12 protein-coding genes and 2 pseudogenes are annotated in these 17933 nt (G+C 64.1%); 13 read left to right on the plus strand and 1 reads right to left on the minus strand.

The features are described from left to right. Nucleotides 1-488 precede the first annotated feature (488 nt). The 7 genes and pseudogenes from OG302_RS42790 to OG302_RS42820 form a co-directional block, all read left to right on the plus strand. Nucleotides 489-1697 carry an MFS transporter gene (locus OG302_RS42790; RefSeq protein ID WP_371750452.1) on the plus strand — a complete coding sequence of 403 codons (1209 nt, stop codon included), beginning with the start codon at nucleotides 489-491 and terminating at the stop codon, nucleotides 1695-1697. Nucleotides 1698-2109: 412 nt separating this feature from the next. Continuing rightward, the gene (locus tag OG302_RS42795; RefSeq protein ID WP_371750453.1) at nucleotides 2110-3090 is read left to right on the plus strand and encodes an L-threonylcarbamoyladenylate synthase; all 981 of its coding nucleotides are present in this window, start codon (nucleotides 2110-2112) and stop codon (nucleotides 3088-3090) included. Nucleotides 3091-3119: 29 nt separating this feature from the next. Continuing rightward, on the plus strand, nucleotides 3120-4133 hold the full coding sequence (locus tag OG302_RS42800; protein WP_371750454.1) for a hypothetical protein: 1014 nt from the start codon (nucleotides 3120-3122) through the stop codon (nucleotides 4131-4133). Continuing rightward, nucleotides 4118-5308, plus strand: coding sequence for a nucleotide disphospho-sugar-binding domain-containing protein (locus tag OG302_RS42805; RefSeq protein ID WP_371750455.1), 1191 nt, complete (start codon nucleotides 4118-4120; stop codon nucleotides 5306-5308). The genes OG302_RS42800 and OG302_RS42805 overlap by 16 nt, the downstream gene beginning before the upstream one ends. Beyond that, nucleotides 5299-5892, plus strand: coding sequence for a TIGR00730 family Rossman fold protein (locus OG302_RS42810; protein WP_371750456.1), 594 nt, complete (start codon nucleotides 5299-5301; stop codon nucleotides 5890-5892). The genes OG302_RS42805 and OG302_RS42810 overlap by 10 nt, the downstream gene beginning before the upstream one ends. Before the next feature lie 16 nt (nucleotides 5893-5908). Continuing rightward, nucleotides 5909-6541, plus strand: coding sequence for a non-canonical purine NTP pyrophosphatase (locus OG302_RS42815; RefSeq protein WP_371750457.1), 633 nt, complete (start codon nucleotides 5909-5911; stop codon nucleotides 6539-6541). A 148-nt stretch (nucleotides 6542-6689) separates the two neighbouring features. Then, nucleotides 6690-6882: pseudogene (locus OG302_RS42820) on the plus strand (transposase); the annotation flags it as partial. Between the two features lie 450 nt (nucleotides 6883-7332). Here the strand turns inward: OG302_RS42820 and OG302_RS42825 are convergent. Continuing rightward, nucleotides 7333-8145 carry a class I SAM-dependent methyltransferase gene (locus OG302_RS42825; protein WP_371750458.1) on the minus strand — a complete coding sequence of 271 codons (813 nt, stop codon included), beginning with the start codon at nucleotides 8143-8145 and terminating at the stop codon, nucleotides 7333-7335. Nucleotides 8146-8654: 509 nt separating this feature from the next. Here OG302_RS42825 and OG302_RS42830 point away from each other — a divergent pair. The 6 genes and pseudogenes from OG302_RS42830 to OG302_RS42855 form a co-directional block, all read left to right on the plus strand. After that, nucleotides 8655-9110, plus strand: a pseudogene (locus OG302_RS42830) (transposase); the annotation flags it as partial. 572 nt (nucleotides 9111-9682) lie between these two features. After that, nucleotides 9683-10579 carry a glycosyltransferase family A protein gene (locus OG302_RS42835; protein WP_371750459.1) on the plus strand — a complete coding sequence of 299 codons (897 nt, stop codon included), beginning with the start codon at nucleotides 9683-9685 and terminating at the stop codon, nucleotides 10577-10579. Nucleotides 10580-11017: 438 nt separating this feature from the next. Then, nucleotides 11018-12535, plus strand: coding sequence for a glycosyltransferase family 2 protein (locus OG302_RS42840; protein ID WP_371750460.1), 1518 nt, complete (start codon nucleotides 11018-11020; stop codon nucleotides 12533-12535). A 256-nt stretch (nucleotides 12536-12791) separates the two neighbouring features. Continuing rightward, nucleotides 12792-15614: a Tat pathway signal sequence domain protein gene (locus OG302_RS42845; RefSeq protein WP_371750461.1), complete on the plus strand. Its 2823-nt coding sequence runs from the start codon at nucleotides 12792-12794 to the stop codon at nucleotides 15612-15614. A 324-nt stretch (nucleotides 15615-15938) separates the two neighbouring features. Continuing rightward, nucleotides 15939-16187, plus strand: coding sequence for a hypothetical protein (locus OG302_RS42850; RefSeq protein WP_371750462.1), 249 nt, complete (start codon nucleotides 15939-15941; stop codon nucleotides 16185-16187). 665 nt (nucleotides 16188-16852) lie between these two features. After that, nucleotides 16853-17933 (plus strand): hypothetical protein (locus OG302_RS42855; protein WP_371750463.1); only part of this gene is annotated, 1081 nt, incomplete at its 3' end.

Consider the following 17933-nt stretch of genomic DNA (forward strand, 5'->3'; position numbering starts at 1 on the left):
GAGTTTCCTAGACGCAAGGCGACGTTGAATCGGTGAACGCGTTGAAAGTTTGTGCCTTAGCGAAGCGGCATCAGGCCCCAACCACGCCCCCCGGCCCAACCGGGCCCGCAAGATGATGGCCCGGGCGAGGTCGTTCTTGGTCGCGAAGCCTCGATGCTCGGCAATGTGGGCGCCCGGCTGTCGGTGTGCGACGGAAGATCATCGATTACACCTGGGCCAGAAAGGGGCCCGCCTGCGTCCCACCCGCATCAACAACCCTGCTGGCCCAGGGCTTTACGGGCGATCCGTCCCCGGCTCGCCACCGCCGTCACCCTCAAGAAGTGGTGGCGAGCCTGGACGGACCAGGACCCGCCCTCCGAGCTCCGGGCCCTGATCGACGCGGTCATTTGCCGGGGGTGACGTTGGGCTGGCCACGCGGTAAGCCAGTGCTGAGCCATCTCGCCCGCCACCACCCCCGCGGAGGGTGTCCACCCCTGGGAGGCACCGCGTTGACTTCCACCACGGGCCCCGGCCTGCTGCTCGCGCAACGGCATGTCGCCCGTCTGCTGCTGGGCACGCTGATCGGACGCCTGCCCAACGGCATGGCACCCGTTGCGATCCTCCTCCTCGTCGCCCATCAGGGCGGATCACTCACGACCAGCGGCCTGCTGTGCGCGCTGTACGGGCTGGCCTCCGCGATCGGACAGCCCGCCCTGGGCCGGATGGTCGACCGGCGCGGACAGACTCGGGTCATCTCGGCCGCGGTTGCGATCACCACCGCCTGCCTGGTTGCCCTGTCGGGGATCGACGTCACCGCCCAGCCCGGCGTCGCGGCAGGGCTTGTCGCACTCGCCGGACTGAGTACCCCACCGCTGGAGGCAGCACTACGCGCACTGTGGCCCGCCGTGCTGCCCGACGAGGAACGCCGCCGGGCCGCCCTCGCACTCGACACTGGTGCCCAAGGCCTGATCTTCGTCACCGGACCGCCGCTGGTGGCTGCCCTGTCCACAGCGCAAGGACCGCGCACCGCGATGGTCGCCACCGCCGCGCTCGGCCTGCTCGGTGCCGCCGTGGTGCTGACCGCGGGCCCCTCCCGCCGCTGGCGGCCCAGCGCTGTCGCCCACCCCTCCCGTGCCTTCGGGCCGCTGCACCACGTCGGGCTCCGGTGGTTGCTGCTGGCCATGAGCGGCGTCGGCTTTGCCCTGGGCGCGATGAACGTGTGGGCCCTCGCCCTCGCCGAACGCCACGGGATAGAGCTGTTGTCCGGAGTGATCCCCGCTGCGCTGGCCACCGGCAGCCTCGTGGGCGGGCTGTTGTACGGACGATGCACCTGGCCCGGCACCCTCACCCATCAACTCATCACCGCCAGCGCCCTCTTCACGGCCGGATGGCTGCCCCTCCTGGCCGTCACCGGCTCGGCAGGGGTGATCGTGCTGACCGTGGTTCCGGGCCTTTTCCTCCCCGTCGTGATCACCAATGCCTTCCTGACCGCAGACGCACTCACCCCGCCCGGCACCACCACCGAGGCCTACGCCTGGCTGATTTCCGCCGCCGGCACCGGCCAGGCTGCCGGCACCGCCCTGGCCGGCGCACTGGCCACACACCCCGCCCTTGGGGCAGCCCTGCCCGCCACCGGAGCCGCCCTCACCTTCGCGGTGATAGTCGGTACCCGCCGCCGAATCGCCGTCCCGGGCGCCGGGCCCCGCCGCGAAGGCTGACCGGCACACCACGGCCCAGACCTCCCGCCCTTGCCCCACCCGCAAGACGATGCGCCATGACCATTCGCAGAACCTGGGATTTGTGCCACATGTTCTTCGGCGCCAACCACTGCTGCCTCATCGACGCCCTCACGCACAGGCCCGCCCCATGAGGAAAGGCCCAGTCGGGCGGGCGCCAGGGCCGGTCAGGCGGACGTCCACCGTCCTTGGCCGGAGGTGCCCAGCAAGCCAGGTGTGCGCCGGTGGTGCCGCCAAGAGGAGAGATCTTCACAAGCGCACTAAGTTGCTGCACGTGCAACGCGTTGCCGGACTCAGCCGTCTTCCTGAAGCCATCCCCGGGCACTCCAATGGAACAGCAAGCGCACAGGATATCGATCTTCGAATCCATGGGTACGGCCTGGGGAGGCAGACGATGCGACCGTCTCAGATCGTGGTGCCGGACACTGAGGGCCTGAGCCAGGCAGTCACGCTCTTGAAGGGCGACAAGGTGTGTGCGTTTCCCACCGAGACAGTTTATGGCCTGGGGGCAAACGCCCTGTCAGCAGCGGCGATCTCGGCGGTGTACCAGTTGAAAGGGCGCCCGTCCTGGAACCCACTGATCGTCCATGCAAGGAATGCCGACATGGCACGATCGCTCGCCGCCACATGGCCTGATGAGGCGGCTGAACTGGCCCAGCGGTTCTGGCCTGGCCCGTTGACACTGGTCGTGGAGCGTGCTGCTCACGTGCCCGCACACGTCAGTGCCGGATCGCCTACGGTCGCGATCCGAGTGCCGGCGCACCCGGTGGCACAGGCCCTGCTAGAGGCGTGTGAGCTGCCGCTGGCAGCCCCGAGTGCGAACCGTTCCGAAGGGCTGTCCCCCACGAGCGCCGAGCACGTGGTGCGGAGCCTGCCGGAGGTGCCGCTGGTCCTGGACGGAGGCCGTTGCCGGCTGGGGCTCGAGTCAACTGTGGTGGATGTCAGCTGTGGCACACCTCGCCTGCTTCGTCCAGGCGCTCTGGCCGTGGCGGACATCCGTGCCGCAGTGGGTGTCCTCGACGTCCCCGGGCACGGAAGCGCGCATCCGGAGGCGGTCCGTTCACCGGGCATGAGCAAACGGCACTATGCGCCGCGCGCCCGCATTGTGCTCGTGGCCGACTTCGATAAGCCAACGCTGCAACAGTTGAGGTCACCCCTGGGAATCCTCACCTACCATCCGTCCGATGCCGCCGTGGCAGACCCAGACACTCGGGTGGAGATCCTGCCGGCTGATCCGCAGGGATTCGGTGCGGAACTGTATGCCGCCTTGCACCGACTCGATGAGTGCGGTGTCAGCACCATCGCAGTCCTGGCCCCGCCCGCGGGCGAAGGCTGGCTGGCTGTCCGTGACCGCTTCGACAGGGCTGCAGCATGACGGCGCCCGGGCGGGGACTGGTTCTTGGGGTGGAAGTCACCTTCAACAACTGCTGCGTGAGCCTGCTGACGCCCGACCGACAGGTGATCGACGAAGCGAATATGGTGTTCCGGCCGCCCCCAGGCATTGTCCAGGACACTCCTGAGTGGTCACAGGAGTTAGCTGCCTTCCATACACGGACCCTGCCGCAGATCGTGACCGCGGCCGTGGCAGCCGCACCCGCCGACATCCCCTTCGAACTCTGCTGTCTGTCGGTGGTCTCCGGGAAGCACAACCGCAACGTGGAACTCGCCCGTCCCATCCTGAGACAGACGGCCCGGCACCGCGAAGCGAAGCTGCTTGAGGTCGACCATCACGAGGCTCACCTGCTGATCGCCCTGCTGTACCAACCCGGCCTTCAGTTCCCCTACATCGGCCTCACGGTCGCCGGGGGGCATTGCCGCCTGTCGCTGGTGCGTGGCGTAGGCGACTATCAGCTACTGGGCAGTCACGAGGCTGCTCCCCGCAATCGTTTTGGCCACGGCAGGGCACCGGGCTCCGTCCTGGACCGGTGTGCAGAGCTTCTGGGACTGGTGCCGGCCGGGCAGCCTGACGGTGCCATCACGATCGATGTCCTGTCCCAGCAGGCAACCGTCCCGCCCTTGACCGATCGATTCGCGATCACCGCACGTGCGAACTCAGCCAACGGATACGACTTCGACTTCCACGCGCTGTACGAAGAGGTGGCGCACGCACATCAGGCCTCTGGTGCCGACCCCCGTGAACTCGCTGCCGCCGCCCAGGAACAGGTGATGGCCATTCTGGTCGAGAAGGCCTTCTCCGCCGCCGCCGCATGGGATGCCCATGGGGTGTGCCTGGGCGGCGGAGTCGCCGCGAACAGCCGGCTGCGGACGCTTGCCCGCAACCGTGCTGCTCATGACCGCCGGTGGGTGTGCATCCCGCCACCCGAGGTCTGCGTGGACAACGCCCGGATGATCGCCTTCGCGGGGATGTTGCGGGCGGATCAGGAAGCCGCGGGAGGCGCGCAATGCGGATACTCATGACCACTTGCCCGCAGTACGGCCACTTCTACCCGCTGGTCCCGCTGGGATGGGCCCTGCGCGGCGCCGGGCACGAGGTGCGGGTCGCTGTCCCAGAGAACTTTGTTGACATCGTCGCGCAGGCGGGCCTGCCAGCGGCTCCCGTGGGCGGCGTGGTCCGCACCCGGGACATCATGGAGGGCGGAAAGGGCGAGCTCCTTGATGCCTGGGCAGCAGACCCGGCCGCCATGCATGTGCGGGCCCTGCGGCTGGTCAGCCGATTCGCCTTGCACCTGGCCGAGCCGATCGTCAGCTTCTGCCAACAGTGGAGCCCTGACCTAGTGCTTCATCCGACTTTGGACTTCTCCGGACCGCTCGTCGCGTCCGTCCTGGGAGTACCAGCGGTCAGCCTGTCCCCTGGCCTCCCGATCGCGCAGAGAGCAATGGCCGCCGCGCACGACGAACTAGCCGATCTCTACGGCGCGTGGGGATACCAGCCTGCAGAGACCCCTGCGGCGGTCCGACTGGAGACCTGGCCGACGAGTCTACTCGCGCACCCCGGCCAGCCCATGCGGTATGTCCCCTACAACGGGCCCGAGACGATGCCGACTTGGCTGCTTGGCCGCCCCGTAGGCACGTCACGCGCATGCGTGACGCTCGGCTCTATCCTGCCCAAGACAGGGGGCCTTGAGGTCCTTCCCGCGCTGATCACCGCATTGCACGACCTCCTCGAGCAAGTCGTGATCGTACTCCCGCACGAGGCAGCGAAGGCCCTCACCGACCTCATCACACTCCCGGCCGGAGTCCATCTCGCCGATACAGTCGCAGGCCCCTGGTTGGCTCTTAACCTGGCCGCCGAAGGGTCCGCCCTGTTGGTGCACCACGGCGGTGCCGGCACGACCCAGACCGCTTTCAGCATGGGGATCCCCCAGTTGGTGATCCCCAGAATGGCTGACCAGTTCGACGTCGCCAACGCCGTCGTACGTTCCGGTGCCGGCCGCGCCTTACAGCCGTCCCAGCTCACCCCCGAGACCGTACGCGAGGCGGCCGCCGACCTCATCACCGACGCCAGATACCGTCAGGGCGCCGCAAGGGTTCAAGGTGAAATGGCCGCACAACCGCACCCCGGCCAGGTAGCGGCCATGCTGGAAGAGCTGATCGCCCGCCCCGGGACGTCCTGGAGCCGACCATGCGGATAGGCGTGTTTTGCGGAGGGACGGTCGGACACAACCCACAGTTCACCGCGGCCACACACGACCTGGCCGTCGAGCTCGCGAACCGCCGGATAGGCATCGTGTTCGGTGGCGCACGAATTGGCCTTATGGGAGTGCTCGCAGACAGTGCCCTCGCCGTCGGCGGAGACATCATCGGCGTCATCCCTCACTGGCTACGTGACCGTGAGATCGTCCACGAGCGGGTACCCCAGATGCACGTCGTGGGCGGCCTGGCCGAACGGAAACAAGTGATGGCACGATTCAGCGACGCCTTCCTGGCGTTGCCCGGCGGCGTCGGCACCATGGACGAACTCTTTGAGATGTGCACCTGGAACAAGCTAGGCCTCCAGCACAAACCCTGTGGCCTGCTCAATGTCGACGGCTTCTACGATGAACTGGCAGCCTTCCTCACCCGCGTACGCACGGCCGGCTTCCTACCGGAGAACACATCGGATCTGGTGACCGTGTCGCCTGACATCCACCACCTGGTCGGAGCACTTGTCGCAACCGCACCGCCGACTTATAGCCCCGGGCCCATCCCGCCCGTGACGGCCGGTCCCGGCGGATGACCTGCCAGGAGGACCGATGGAGCAGATCACCGCTGTCCTCGTAGGCACCACCAACCCCGACAAAGCGCGACGCTGGCGCCGCCTCCTGCCCGCCAGCATCGACGTGCAGTTTCCCGACGACCTTGGCCTACACCTCGCCATCTCCGAAACGTCCACCTCACCCCTTGCCAATGCCCGTGTCAAGGCCAAGACCTGGTCCGGCTCCACTGGCCGGGCCTGCTTCGCCGACGATCTCGGCCTGTACATCGACGCGTTGGACGGCGCCCCCGGCGCTGCGATGAAAACCTGGGGCGGGCTGATCACAGAGCAGGCCACTGAGGCCGAGCGCCGTGCCGTACTCGCCGCTGCCATCGCCCCGCTACCGGACACCTCCTGCCGCCTGGATACAGCAATCGCATTCGCTCTGCCCAACGGCGTCTGCTGGTCGGCCCTGCACCACACACACGGGCACCTCGACAAGGAACGCGCCCACAGGGCACACAACGCGGGAGCGCTCCTCGAAGACATCCTGGTCATCGCGCCCTTCGGCAAGACCTTCGCCGACATGACACCCATCGAGCGGCATCAGGAGGAGACCGGACTTCGCCGCATCGTCACACACGCTCTCGCCCGATCGATGGCAATGAAAGGCAGCCCCGAGGGCGAATGAGCTGTGTGCTGCTCCCCCAGGAACAGTGCAGACCCCAAGAACGCGATCGAGTCCGGCAACGCCCGGATCCGACGGGTCGTCAAGGCCGCGGCCACTTCCCCAACAGGGAGTGTCCAAAAGACGGCGGATCCGATGATCAAAGAGACGCCTGATGGGCGAGATCACCGACCACGTCGGCTATGACAAGCACGACGTGATTGGCAGGAACAGTGGCAACAGCCGTAACGGCAGCCGCTCGAAGACCGTGCTGACCGACGTCGGCCCGGTCGAGGTGAAGGTGCCCCGCGACACCGCCGGCCCCTTCGAGCCGCAGCTCGTGAAGACGCGGCAGAAGCGTCTGCGGTCGTCGAAGCCGACGATCATCTCCGGCTCGGCGATCGTCTCGTCCTCCGGCTCGATGGACCGCAGGGTGTGGGGGATCGAGCTGGTGGCATCCGCGATGATGAACGCGGTGTGGGCGTCGGTTGGCCATGTAGACGTATGCAAGGCGAGCTGTTCGTTGGGGGAATGCCCCCGGCCCTTGACTGGCCGCCGGATCCGCGCATTTGCGGATAGGGCAGCCGAGACGGCGAGATCTAACGCACGCTCGCTGGGCGGTGCCACGTGGCGGCTCGTTGCTGAGTTCTCACAGCCTCGTCAGCGTCGTAGAGCCCTGTGCAGCGGCGCTGTCCATGCTCCCCCTCGGCGGTAGGCAGATGCCGACACCGGCTACATAAACGTTGCCCATGCATAGCTCCTCAATCGATTCTGCTACGGCACCGGTCGGGTTGGAGGGCTTGAGGACTTAAAAGTCAGGGTCCGATTCGTGTCGCGGTCACCATCGCCACCGTGTACCGCATGGTGAACCGTCCTCCCAAACTGTCAATCACTCCCCCGATGCCTGCTAACAGTTCATCGAGCTTGCCTGCCGGAAACTGGCTATGGCCGGCGAAGGTGGGCAGTTGATCCAGCCACTCATCTCGATAATACGTCTGGTTCCAGTCGAGCTCCCGTTGCTCCGGTGCATCGAAGGCGCCTGTTCTACGTATCCCGTCGGCCGCCTTGTCACACAGAGTCAAATACCCAGCTGGGCCAGGCATCAGTCCGCTGAGGTACATCGGCATGTCTGGTAGAACCCGGCGGTAGACCGCGGTAAAGGCTTCCGTTATAGCCGGTGGAGGTTTGAGCACGTTCCAGAACACAGCTATGCGCCCGCCTGGACGCAATATCTGGGCTGCCTTGGCCGCGCCGACGACGGGGTCCACCCAGTGCCATGCCTGTCCGGACACGACTGCGTCGAACTTCCGGCTGCCTGTGTTCCAGGTTTCGAACGCTGCAACTTCGACCTCGGCTCCGCAGCGTCGCGCCACTTCGGCCATCCGCGCATCGACGTCGACCCCAAGCACCGTGCATCCGGCTGCCTGGAATTGGCGGGCAGTGATGCCAGTCCCACACCCTACGTCGAGCACATCAACCCCAGGGAGGGCGGCAACGACCGATTCCACCATGGCGGCTGGGTAGCGAGGGCGGACTCGGTCGTAGCGCTCGGGGTCTGAACCGAACGACTCTGCTGCGTTCCGGTTTTGGTGCGTCTCGCCCTCAGGGAGACCAGTGTCCTCGCTCACGACTACATCCCTTCATTATGTCTGAAATGTCAACAGAACCCGTCAGCAGTACGAGGCCCAGTGAGCCGCCGACCCGCTGTGTCAAGTGGTTGCGAGCCTCAAGGTGCACTGAATGCGGGGCAGGGCGATGTTGACGATCGTCGAGTCGAGCACAACTAGAAGTTGGGCAGCCGCGATGACAGCCAGGAGAATACCCTTGCGCAGACCGCGAGTTTTCTCCCATTCCAGCTACGGCTGAGCATGTCGTTGAATTCCGTCACGTGCCCCGTTGCCCTTTCCGTGGCCCCGCAATGGGGCGCCTGACCCCCGAGCTATGGCGCGAACTACTAGTGAACTATCCAAAGTCGACGTAGCACAGAGGGGCGATACTTACATTGCTGGTCACATCGGGCAGCCTTGTGCGCTTGTGAAGGCAACGAGCTACCCGCCGATTCGCATACGGCTACCGGGCTTTCCCGGGTCGGGAGTGCTCCCATAGCCGGCGGATCCGATGATCAAGGAGACGCCTGATGGGCAAGACCGTTACCGAGCATGAGGTCGTGGAGGAGCCGGTCGTCGAGTCGGTCGCGGAAGTGGTGTCGGATGAGCAGTTGATCGGGATGGTGGTCGAGCGCGCCCATTCCGGCGGGCTGCAGTTGACAGGAGAGGGCGGGCTGCTGCAGCAGCTGACAAAGCGAGTGCTGGAGTCCGCCCTGGAGGGCGAGGTCACCGACCACGTCGGCTATGACAAGCACGACGTGATTGGCAGGAACAGCGGCAACAGCCGTAACGGCAGCCGCTCGAAGACCGTGCTGCCCGACGTCGGCCCGGTCGAGGTGGAGGTGCCCCGCGGCACCGCCGGCCCCTTCGAGCCGCAGCTCGTGAAGGCGCGACAGCACCGTCTGGCTGGGGCCGAGGAGATGGTTCTGTCTCTGTCCGCGAAGGCACTGACCCATGGGGAGATGTCGGCTCATCTGGCCGAGGTGTAGGGGGGTCAAGGCCCCTGGCGTGGTACAGCGCGACAGCATCGGCCCGGAAGTCAGGCGAGTACTTCGAGGTCCCCAACGGGAACTCCTGTCCTATGGATCTTCACGATCCAATGATCAGGATGTCCACGACCAAGGGGAAACGCCCCAACGCCATACAAGTAGTTCCTTCGCGACCACGTCCAACTGCGCACACCCGGCGAACCCGCCTTCGCCCGACTGCAGTCCTGGCGCGTCCTGCCTGGGCCGACTGGTCGACCGAGCGCATCAGCCGCACCGTCCAAGCCGCCCCCATGCTCTTGATGCTTCACAAGCACACAAGGTTGCGCGATGAGCCCTGAGTACAGCGCCCGTGAACACTTTACTGGTACGGACGAAGGTGTTGCACTTATTGGGACGAGCTATTTAGCCGCAACAGCGTAGGGGTGCTTCCGGCTAAGTGCTATGGCGTCCAGCGTCCGGCGCCCCCCCCCAGACGACATAAGGGGTGCGACCTCCAGGCCGGGAGGAGGACTGCGGATAAGAAAGAAGCACCGAAAGCAGCTTCTCCGAGTTTAAGGAAATAGTGAGTCATGCCCAAGACATCTTCAGCTGAGCGTGCCATCACAGTCTCATTGCCCTTTTATGGCTGCCGGCCGCTCCTGCGGCGAGCTGTCGAATCCATTCTCGGGCAGACTCACGGAGACCTCACCCTGATAGTCTTGAACGATGGAGAGCAGCCCGGCCCCTGGGACCTGCTGGCGGACATTAGGGATCGCCGCCTCGTTCGATTCGATCTTGACGCAAACCGAGGCCGGTATTTCGCCGACGCCGTCGCGCTATCGGCAACATCAGACCGTTATTTCATGGTCCAGGATGCCGACGACTGGAGTTCGCCACACCGCGCCGAAGTTTTGTTTGAGGTGCTTCGCGAGAATCATGCCGGCGCGGCATTCTCTGCCCTTGCCCGGTACGTGCATGACCGACCGCCGAAAAAACACAGCCACGCCGAGTGCCTATCGCAGCCGCCACCACAACTGGTGCCGATTGCCTATCACTTCGGCTTGTACGAAACTCAGACGTTGCGAGCGATCGGTGGCTACTACGGCGGCTTTCGTATCGCCTACGACACGATCATACCTGCATTTTTGTCCCTGATTTCCAAACTCGCGTATGTTGACGCGTCTTTGTACCATCACGATCTGCGACCTGGTTCGCTCTCAACCTCACCGGACACGGGCATGGCTTCCGAGACCCGCAGGGAAGTACGCGCCCGTCTCGACGCCCTGTACGAGCAGGCCTATCGAGGCTTCTGTGAATACGTCGCGGGACGCTGCAGCATTGATTCAGTGCGTCGACTAACCGCCAGTGTGGCCAGCACCTACGTGACGAAGGAGGATGCGCGCGCGCTCGCCATCCAATCGGATAGATTGCAGGCCGAATTGGCAAATCGGGTCGCGAGTAGACGTCCGCGACTTAATCCTATTTGATGACTCAGGGAGGTAGAGAACTATGGTCCAGGTTACTGTACCTAGCGAATTCCTGAGGGTCTTCTGAGCTGCGGCTGCGGCTCTAGTAGCACACCTGTCAGCCGATTGGCCGCCGGCGTACTTCGCTCCGCACCGCGCCGGTTATCTCGCACCCCGTCACCCTTTAAGTCACGGTTGTTGGAGCAGACTCGCGGTGTGTCAGGCGGATGTGTTCGCCTCCCCCGCTTCATGCGCTTCTCGACTTCACAGCGGAATTACCCTAAGCAGGTGGGGCGTGACGCACCGGGCTGGGTTTTAGCTCCTCAGCCAGATTTAGATCCAGGGGCTCATCTTGGACCCGCCTATTGCTGCTGAAGCGACTCACCTCCCCGCCCTGCAGGCAATAATGATCAAGATCAAAGTTTCGCCCTACCGCCCTAACTTCCAGGAGAGCACCCCATGGCCCCGCCGAACAAAAATAGGGTAGAAGTCGTTATCATTAATTGGAAGCGCCCTTCCAATGTGGTCGAGATCGTGTCTGCCCTGCGTCGGCAGACCGTCCCCTGCACTGTCACAATTTGCGACTGCCACAATTCGCCAGAGTTTCAACTACCATTTAGCACCTTGTCTTCCAGTGACCGCGTCTACCGCTGGGAGCATAACCTGGGATCATTTAGCCGTTACATCCCGGTTGGGGGTTACGATCATGAATATACTTTTTTCATCGACGATGACATGTTGCCCGGCATGCGCTGCGTTGAGCACTTCCTGACTTGGGCAGAGCGGTTAAGTGGTTTCGGTGCCCTAGGTCAATTGGGTCGAATTCTAGAAAGTGACGGCTCTTATCGGCCGCAGGACATCGCGCGGCGTGACGATTTCACCGAGGTTGATATTCTGGTTAGGGCCTTCTTTGTCCGGACAGAGAGTCTCGTACATGTTCCGCAGATGAGGAATCTGCTCAGGGAATTTGAGGATCCTGAGGATGATATCCTCCTTGCGGTGGGTTTGGGAATGTACGCTGGCCTTGCCAGCTATCTCACACCGAGCGATGCCGACCCGGAAACGCTTGTCAACATGAACGAGCTGGACCGCCCGTATTCACGGCAAGCCAGGCCGCACCACCTACAGGCCCGGTCGCTGCTTTTGCGCCGGGCAATGCGCCTGGGCTGGCAACCAGTCCGCCGTCGCCGAAACATCCAACCTGCGACCAATCAACCCCATGGAAGTGCCGAGAAAAATTCTGGCGTTCTCTATGTTGCCACGAGGCACGAGGAGCGAGGCCCTACTATCGCCAGCATTTCCTCGCTCCGGAATTACGGCTACCTCGGGCCTATCCGTGTTGTCACCGATGACGCCGATTGGCTTCCATCAAGTCTTGAGTGCGAGAGCGCCGTGGTCCCTGAAGTCGGAGGTGGCTATCCCCCGCAATATCACAAAACTCGCCTACTTGAATTCAGCTTTGAAACTACTCTCTATCTGGGATCAGATGCAATTCCGGCAGGCAGTATCGATGACATGTGGAGGTATGTCGATGACTGCGATATTGCCATAACTATCGATTCATTCACAAATGTTGGCGGCCTGATCGACCAGCCGCAGCACCACTGGTCTGCGGAAGAATGTGAGCTGATGATTCGACTCGGCTTGACAGGCCGGACGCTGTTCGACAGCAGGATTATCCTGTTGAAAAAATCTGCGGCCACCACGAAATTGTTCGCGCTGTGGCATCAAGAATGGCAGCGTTTCGGCAAGTTGGATCAACTGGCTTTGGTGCGTGCCGCTGCCTTCACCGGAGCGAGTGTACGCACTGTGCCTGTTACAAGGAGCCAGTCTTCTCGTCGATCCGATTCAAGCGGGGAAGCACAGGCTTCCGCAGTCAGGGCATTGCGCTTCCAGTTTCCTGAACAAACGCTCATAGTGGATGAATTCGCTTCAACACGCAGCAATGGCGACAGGAACCAGCATATCAACAGTTAGGGGATACTGAATTCAGATGAGTGAGAAATTCCCCGCGTACTGATCGCCAGCTGCCATCTCGCAGCATGCGACTTGCCTGGTTTTCAACACGGCAAGGCATGTCAAGCAACGCGAATTTTCATTTACCAGATCCTGCGAATGGGGCGCAATGACTTCCTGTAATCGTCACCATGGACCTGGTGCCCCCAGAACGCACGCGGAGTCTGAAGATGCGCAGCCAGAACAGGAATCATCTGCTCTGGCTGCACTCGACACCGTGGTCTTCGGCGATCCTGCGTCGGAGGATCGCCATGCAATCAGTGCGGTCAACTCGGCTGTCATCACCGGTTATCTCGGCCAGTCGGCACGAGTGCTGAAGCCCGAGACTCCGGCCGGCTTCTGGGGAGGCGCGATGTCGTTTACCCTCAGGGTCGACCCGAGGAAAATGAACTACCTCACGGTGAAATTCTGGGGAGGCGACTGTAGCTCCGACGCCTCGTGCAACGATCTCTGGCGGCTGCAGGTCTTCATCGAGGGCAAGATGATGGGCTGGATCGACCAAGGGCCTGTAGACGCCATCGACATGATGCACACGGCCCCGCGACTGCCCGGTGCGTTCTTCAGCCACACCCTGCCACTGTCCTGCGCTCGGGGGGAATCCTCAGTGCGGCTCCGCATCGCGTCGACAGGCAGGGTCTACCCATATGGAAGCAATGCGACAGGCGATTACTACTTCGCCATGACGACACCGTCCCGGGGAATCTACCGGGCCTACACGCACACCGACCCATGTTTTCTGCCCGGGCCCGATGACGACTTCGGACAGCCGGCGCCCCCGGGAATACGCATACCCACCGACGACCCAGCCATCGCCGCAGTCCGCGCTCGGGCACTGCGCGATCAGGATGCGCTCCTGTACGGCAGGCAGCCCACCTCGATGGACCCGTGGCACTACGAAATGCTCTGCCGCGGCTACTACTGGCCGGAATCCCCGGCCTACCGTAATGCCGACGCGCTCGAACTTGTCTGCCAAGCCATCGACGCCCAGTACAACGCCTGGCAGAAAGACCCTACCGCGCTCACCAACTCCCCACAGCAGTGGGAAGGATTCGGCCGAGTCGGCGTAGTGCTATTCACGGCTTGGGGTGATCTTCAACCCTCGCTGGACAAGTGTGTGACACAGGGGCCGTTAGCGCTGCTCAATCTCGGCTTCGAGGGAGGCGGGCCAACGCCGCAGGGATGGACAGCGGCAGCCTGGGCCGATCACGGAACCTTAAGCCGGGACACCACGATCACCCACTCCGGGCTTGCATCCGCCAAGCTCGTCTCCGGCGGCGGTGCGCTGACGGTGACTTCGAACAGCCGAGCACTTACGGGTCAAGGCACCATGACCTACTCAGTATGGGTGAAAACCGACGCAACTGCGAAGACCCCCCACGTACTAACACAGTTCTACGACGCGCAGGGCGCCTACGTAGCCAGTTGCGGCGAACAGCGCACCACCACTGGGGTTTCCGGCTGGCAGCAGCTGAAAAACACATTCACCGTGCCGGCGAATTCCACTCAGTACGAATTCTGTATATGCGTGACCAACAATGAATCTGCCTGGTTCGACGACATCTCGATCACCGCGCCGCTCCCCGAGCATGACACACCCGTACCGCGGCGCACCGCCTACCGCGACATGCTGTACAACAGCCGGGAGTACTGGCGTCGGCACACCCGGCATTACACAAACCAGAACCAGTACGCAGCACTCGGTGTCTACGAATGCAACCGGGGACTCTCCCTGGTTTCTCCCGCTGACGCCTGGCCGCAGGCGCGAGCGATGCACTGGCTGTACATCTCGGTCGGCCTGGCACCCTTCCAGGGAAATGAGGACGAAGCAGGCAACCCTTCATGGGTACTAGGACACAATTACTACCTGGTCACCCCCAAGGGACTGAGCCGGGAGCTCGGCTTTGTTGGCAACTACGGCGAGACCAACGGCACACTGGCACGAATGTGGTGGTCGGTTGCGGGCGGCGCAGGCTGGAAACTCGGCGCCGACGCGGGAAACGGTGCGGTGGTCGATGAACGACTCCGGGACCGCATGGTGCAGATGTGCAAGGCACGAAGCTGGTTCCGATACCCAGCCACCGATGCCAGTGGGAAGACGTGCATGCGCATGGAGTCAATGATCGGGTGGCGGAACGAGACCTACCCCGGAGACATCGTCTACGGCGAGCGCGCAGACTGGGACTCTTCCACCATCACCGCCGCTGCGACATTCAGCGATCCCGACCTGCTCGGTTATGCCCAGGAGATGATCGCTGACGGTCAATTCGGGCCGACACTGGCCTTGCAGACCACCAACCACTGGAGCAGAGTCGGACTCAATGCCCTCAAGTTCCTCGGCTACCAGCTCCCCTCGTTCCAAGCTGCCCCCGCCTCACCAGCACGTCTTCCCGGTCGGTGGGAGAGAGCAGATTTCGTCTTCACCGACGAAGTCAATGCCTGCTTGGCTGTCAAACGAGGCCAGGAGCTGTTTTATTGCTCGCTGTACTTCCGTGCACGGCAAGCAGTGAACAACCTGGCGCGGGTGCACCTGCTTACCCCAACATCCGAAAGGTCAGCCACCATATGGGTGCAACCTGCATTCGATCCGGCGAACCCGCCCACCGACACCTTCAATGTCCAGGACTGGGTAAGCACCGATTACGCGATCAACAGCCCAGAGCTTGTACCCAACACCACTGCGGGTGGCAACACGCCACCCGGCCCAGCGCTGCACCAAGCCTGGGCTGGCCTGCAGCTCCCGATTGCGCCGGTGCCCCCCGACTGCAATCCGACCGCAGGCACGACAAACGTCACCGGTCTGGAGAAGTTGATGGTGGGAAAGGCCCCGTTCTACTTCCTCGACTACGCCGGGTACCTCGTCGCCATGAACACCACCGACGACCACACATTCACCTTCGACCCACCCAGATCAACCCACAGTGTGTGTTTACCTTCCGGGCTATCTGCACCTATCGGAACGATCACGGTACCGCCCGGATCCACTCTGATTCTGTTCGATCCAAGCCGTCGACCGAGCGGTGACGAGGGTGTGTCACCTTAACGCTGTCCGTCCCCAAATTTGGGGCGTTGAGACCGCCGCAGTGCCGCGGACACACCGGATCACGCTTCGACAATGCGGCCACGGGGAGTCTCTGAGCCCTGCTCAGGAGGAAATCAGCACCCGCACCTGGCCCGACCGGGCCACGCGGCGCCGGCGTCCTCAACTCCACCGAGACCTTCTACTACCGCCGCCGCCAACGCCACCCCTCGATCTGCGTGAACGCCTACTCGGCGCGGACGTCAGCCTGGTGATCGACACGACGCCGGTACGCGAACCGACGTGGCTTGAGTCCATACCCAGCTCACCAGCAAGCGTGCCCAGGCCGTGCAGCGCCTGGAGAATCTGCTGGAGGATCCCAACACCAAGCCCGCGGTCGTCTCCGGCCCCACGAGGGTCTCCGGTCGTGCCCTGCTCCAGGCCCTGATCGAGGGCGAGCGAGGCGCGCAGGTCCTGGCCAAGCCCCGACTGCGCAGCATGATCCCCGAGCTGACCGACCGGCTGACGGCACGCGTCGAGGAGCGCTGGCGCCTTTCTACCCGGTGTAGGGCCTGCTGGACTCGATCCCTGGAGTGAACCGGGGGTGGTTGAGGGAGTCGAGGCCGAGACCGGCGGTGACATGCCGCCGCCCCACGTTCGGTGCGGCCCAGGCCAAGAACGCACGCTTGCAAGCGCGTTACAGCCGTTGGCCCCGCCACGGCCCGATCAAGGCGCCGGTCGCCGTCGAGCACGCTTGCGGGGGATTCGTCAGATGTCCTGTGCAGACGACGCCCAAGATCTCCACGTCGAACTGCACGACTCGCCCCGGGCGCTGTCCCCACAGCACGCGGCGGCCGGGAACTTGTCCCCCAAGTCCAGACGAACTCAACGAATCAAGCGGCGGCTGCCTCTTCGGGCAGCGCTCACAGACGCTCAGACTGGGCAGCAGACCGGTCCACCGCATTCGAGACAGATTTCCATAGTGCTTGGGCTGTTCGCCCCGATGGTGCAGGTGCCACAGTGATGTACTGCGGCCGGTGAGCCGATGAATCTGCTCGACGCCGCGAGCTTGACCGTCGGGCTGAACCTTCAACTGTGGCCGGTTTCCGGCTGGTCCGTCCGACGCACGTCTAGGCAGCAAACGCCCCAGAGGGTACACCTGGTCGGGCACCACTCCCTAGGCAACGCCATGCCCATGACGGTCTCGACTCGACAGCTGTGCGCGCACAGCCTCGTGGTGGCGCGTAGTGGAGGGGAACCGTATGCCCCGCACGCCCAACACCGCCTTGCAGATGCTCATGCAGACGGCCGGCCTGAGCCCCACACAGCTGGCCCGCGCGCTGCGCGCGGTTGCCGCCGAACACGGCTCGTCGGTGGTGTGCGATCACAGCACGGTGCGGCGCTGGCTGGCTGGCGCCCGGCCCAGACCGCCCGCTCCAGCCCTCCTGCTCGAATGTCTCTCCCGTAGTCTGGGCAGACCGGTCACCGTGCAGGAGGCGGGTCTCACCCGCGCCCCAGCCACCACGGTGGACCCGTCCTGGGAAGCCGACCCCGTACACAAGCTCGTCCAGCTCACCGCCGCCGAACTCGCCCCCACCCGCCGCACGCTGGCCAGTGCCAGCGTCTTCAGTCTCGCTGTTCTGCTCGTTCCTGACCTGACCCTCCCTGGCGGATCGCTCACACGCCGGGGGCCGACCGGGCCCGACATGCGCCCCGGAACGGCTGAAGCCGAGCATCTGCGCTCCCTGACAACCTTCTTCTTCAACGCGGCCGAGCAGTACGGCGGACAGCACATACGGCCGACACTGGCCACCTACCTCGCCCACCACGCAACCCCCCTCCTGCACGCCCCCGCCCGCGAAAGGGTCCACCGCGACCTGCTCAATGCCACCGCCCAGCTGACCCTGCTGCTCGGCAACCTGTGCGCCGACAGCGGCCACGACCGCACCGCTCAGCACTACCATCAGGTGGCCGCCCGGCTCGCCGCCGACGCCAACGATGCCGCCACTCTGGCCATCGCTCTGCGCACCATGGCCACTCACGCGCACGACCTGGGCCACCACCACCCCGCAGTCCTGAACCTCGCTGAACGCGCAGCCCATCACGCCCGCCACGCTCCACCCGCCATCCAGACCTACACTCTCGCCCATCTGGGCGTTATACAGGCCCGGCACGACCGCCATACCGCGCTGGCCACAGTGGCCCGCGCCGAATCCATGTACCGGCAGACCGACGCTGCCTCCGGGCCCTTCACCGCTTACCCTGCCGGCGCGCTGCACTACCAGCGTGCACAGGCCCTCACCGCACTCGGCGACCACACTGCTGCCCTGCACGCCCTCACCA

The sequence above is a fragment of the Streptomyces sp. NBC_01283 genome, assembly GCF_041435335.1.
Lineage (GTDB): Bacteria > Actinomycetota > Actinomycetes > Streptomycetales > Streptomycetaceae > Streptomyces.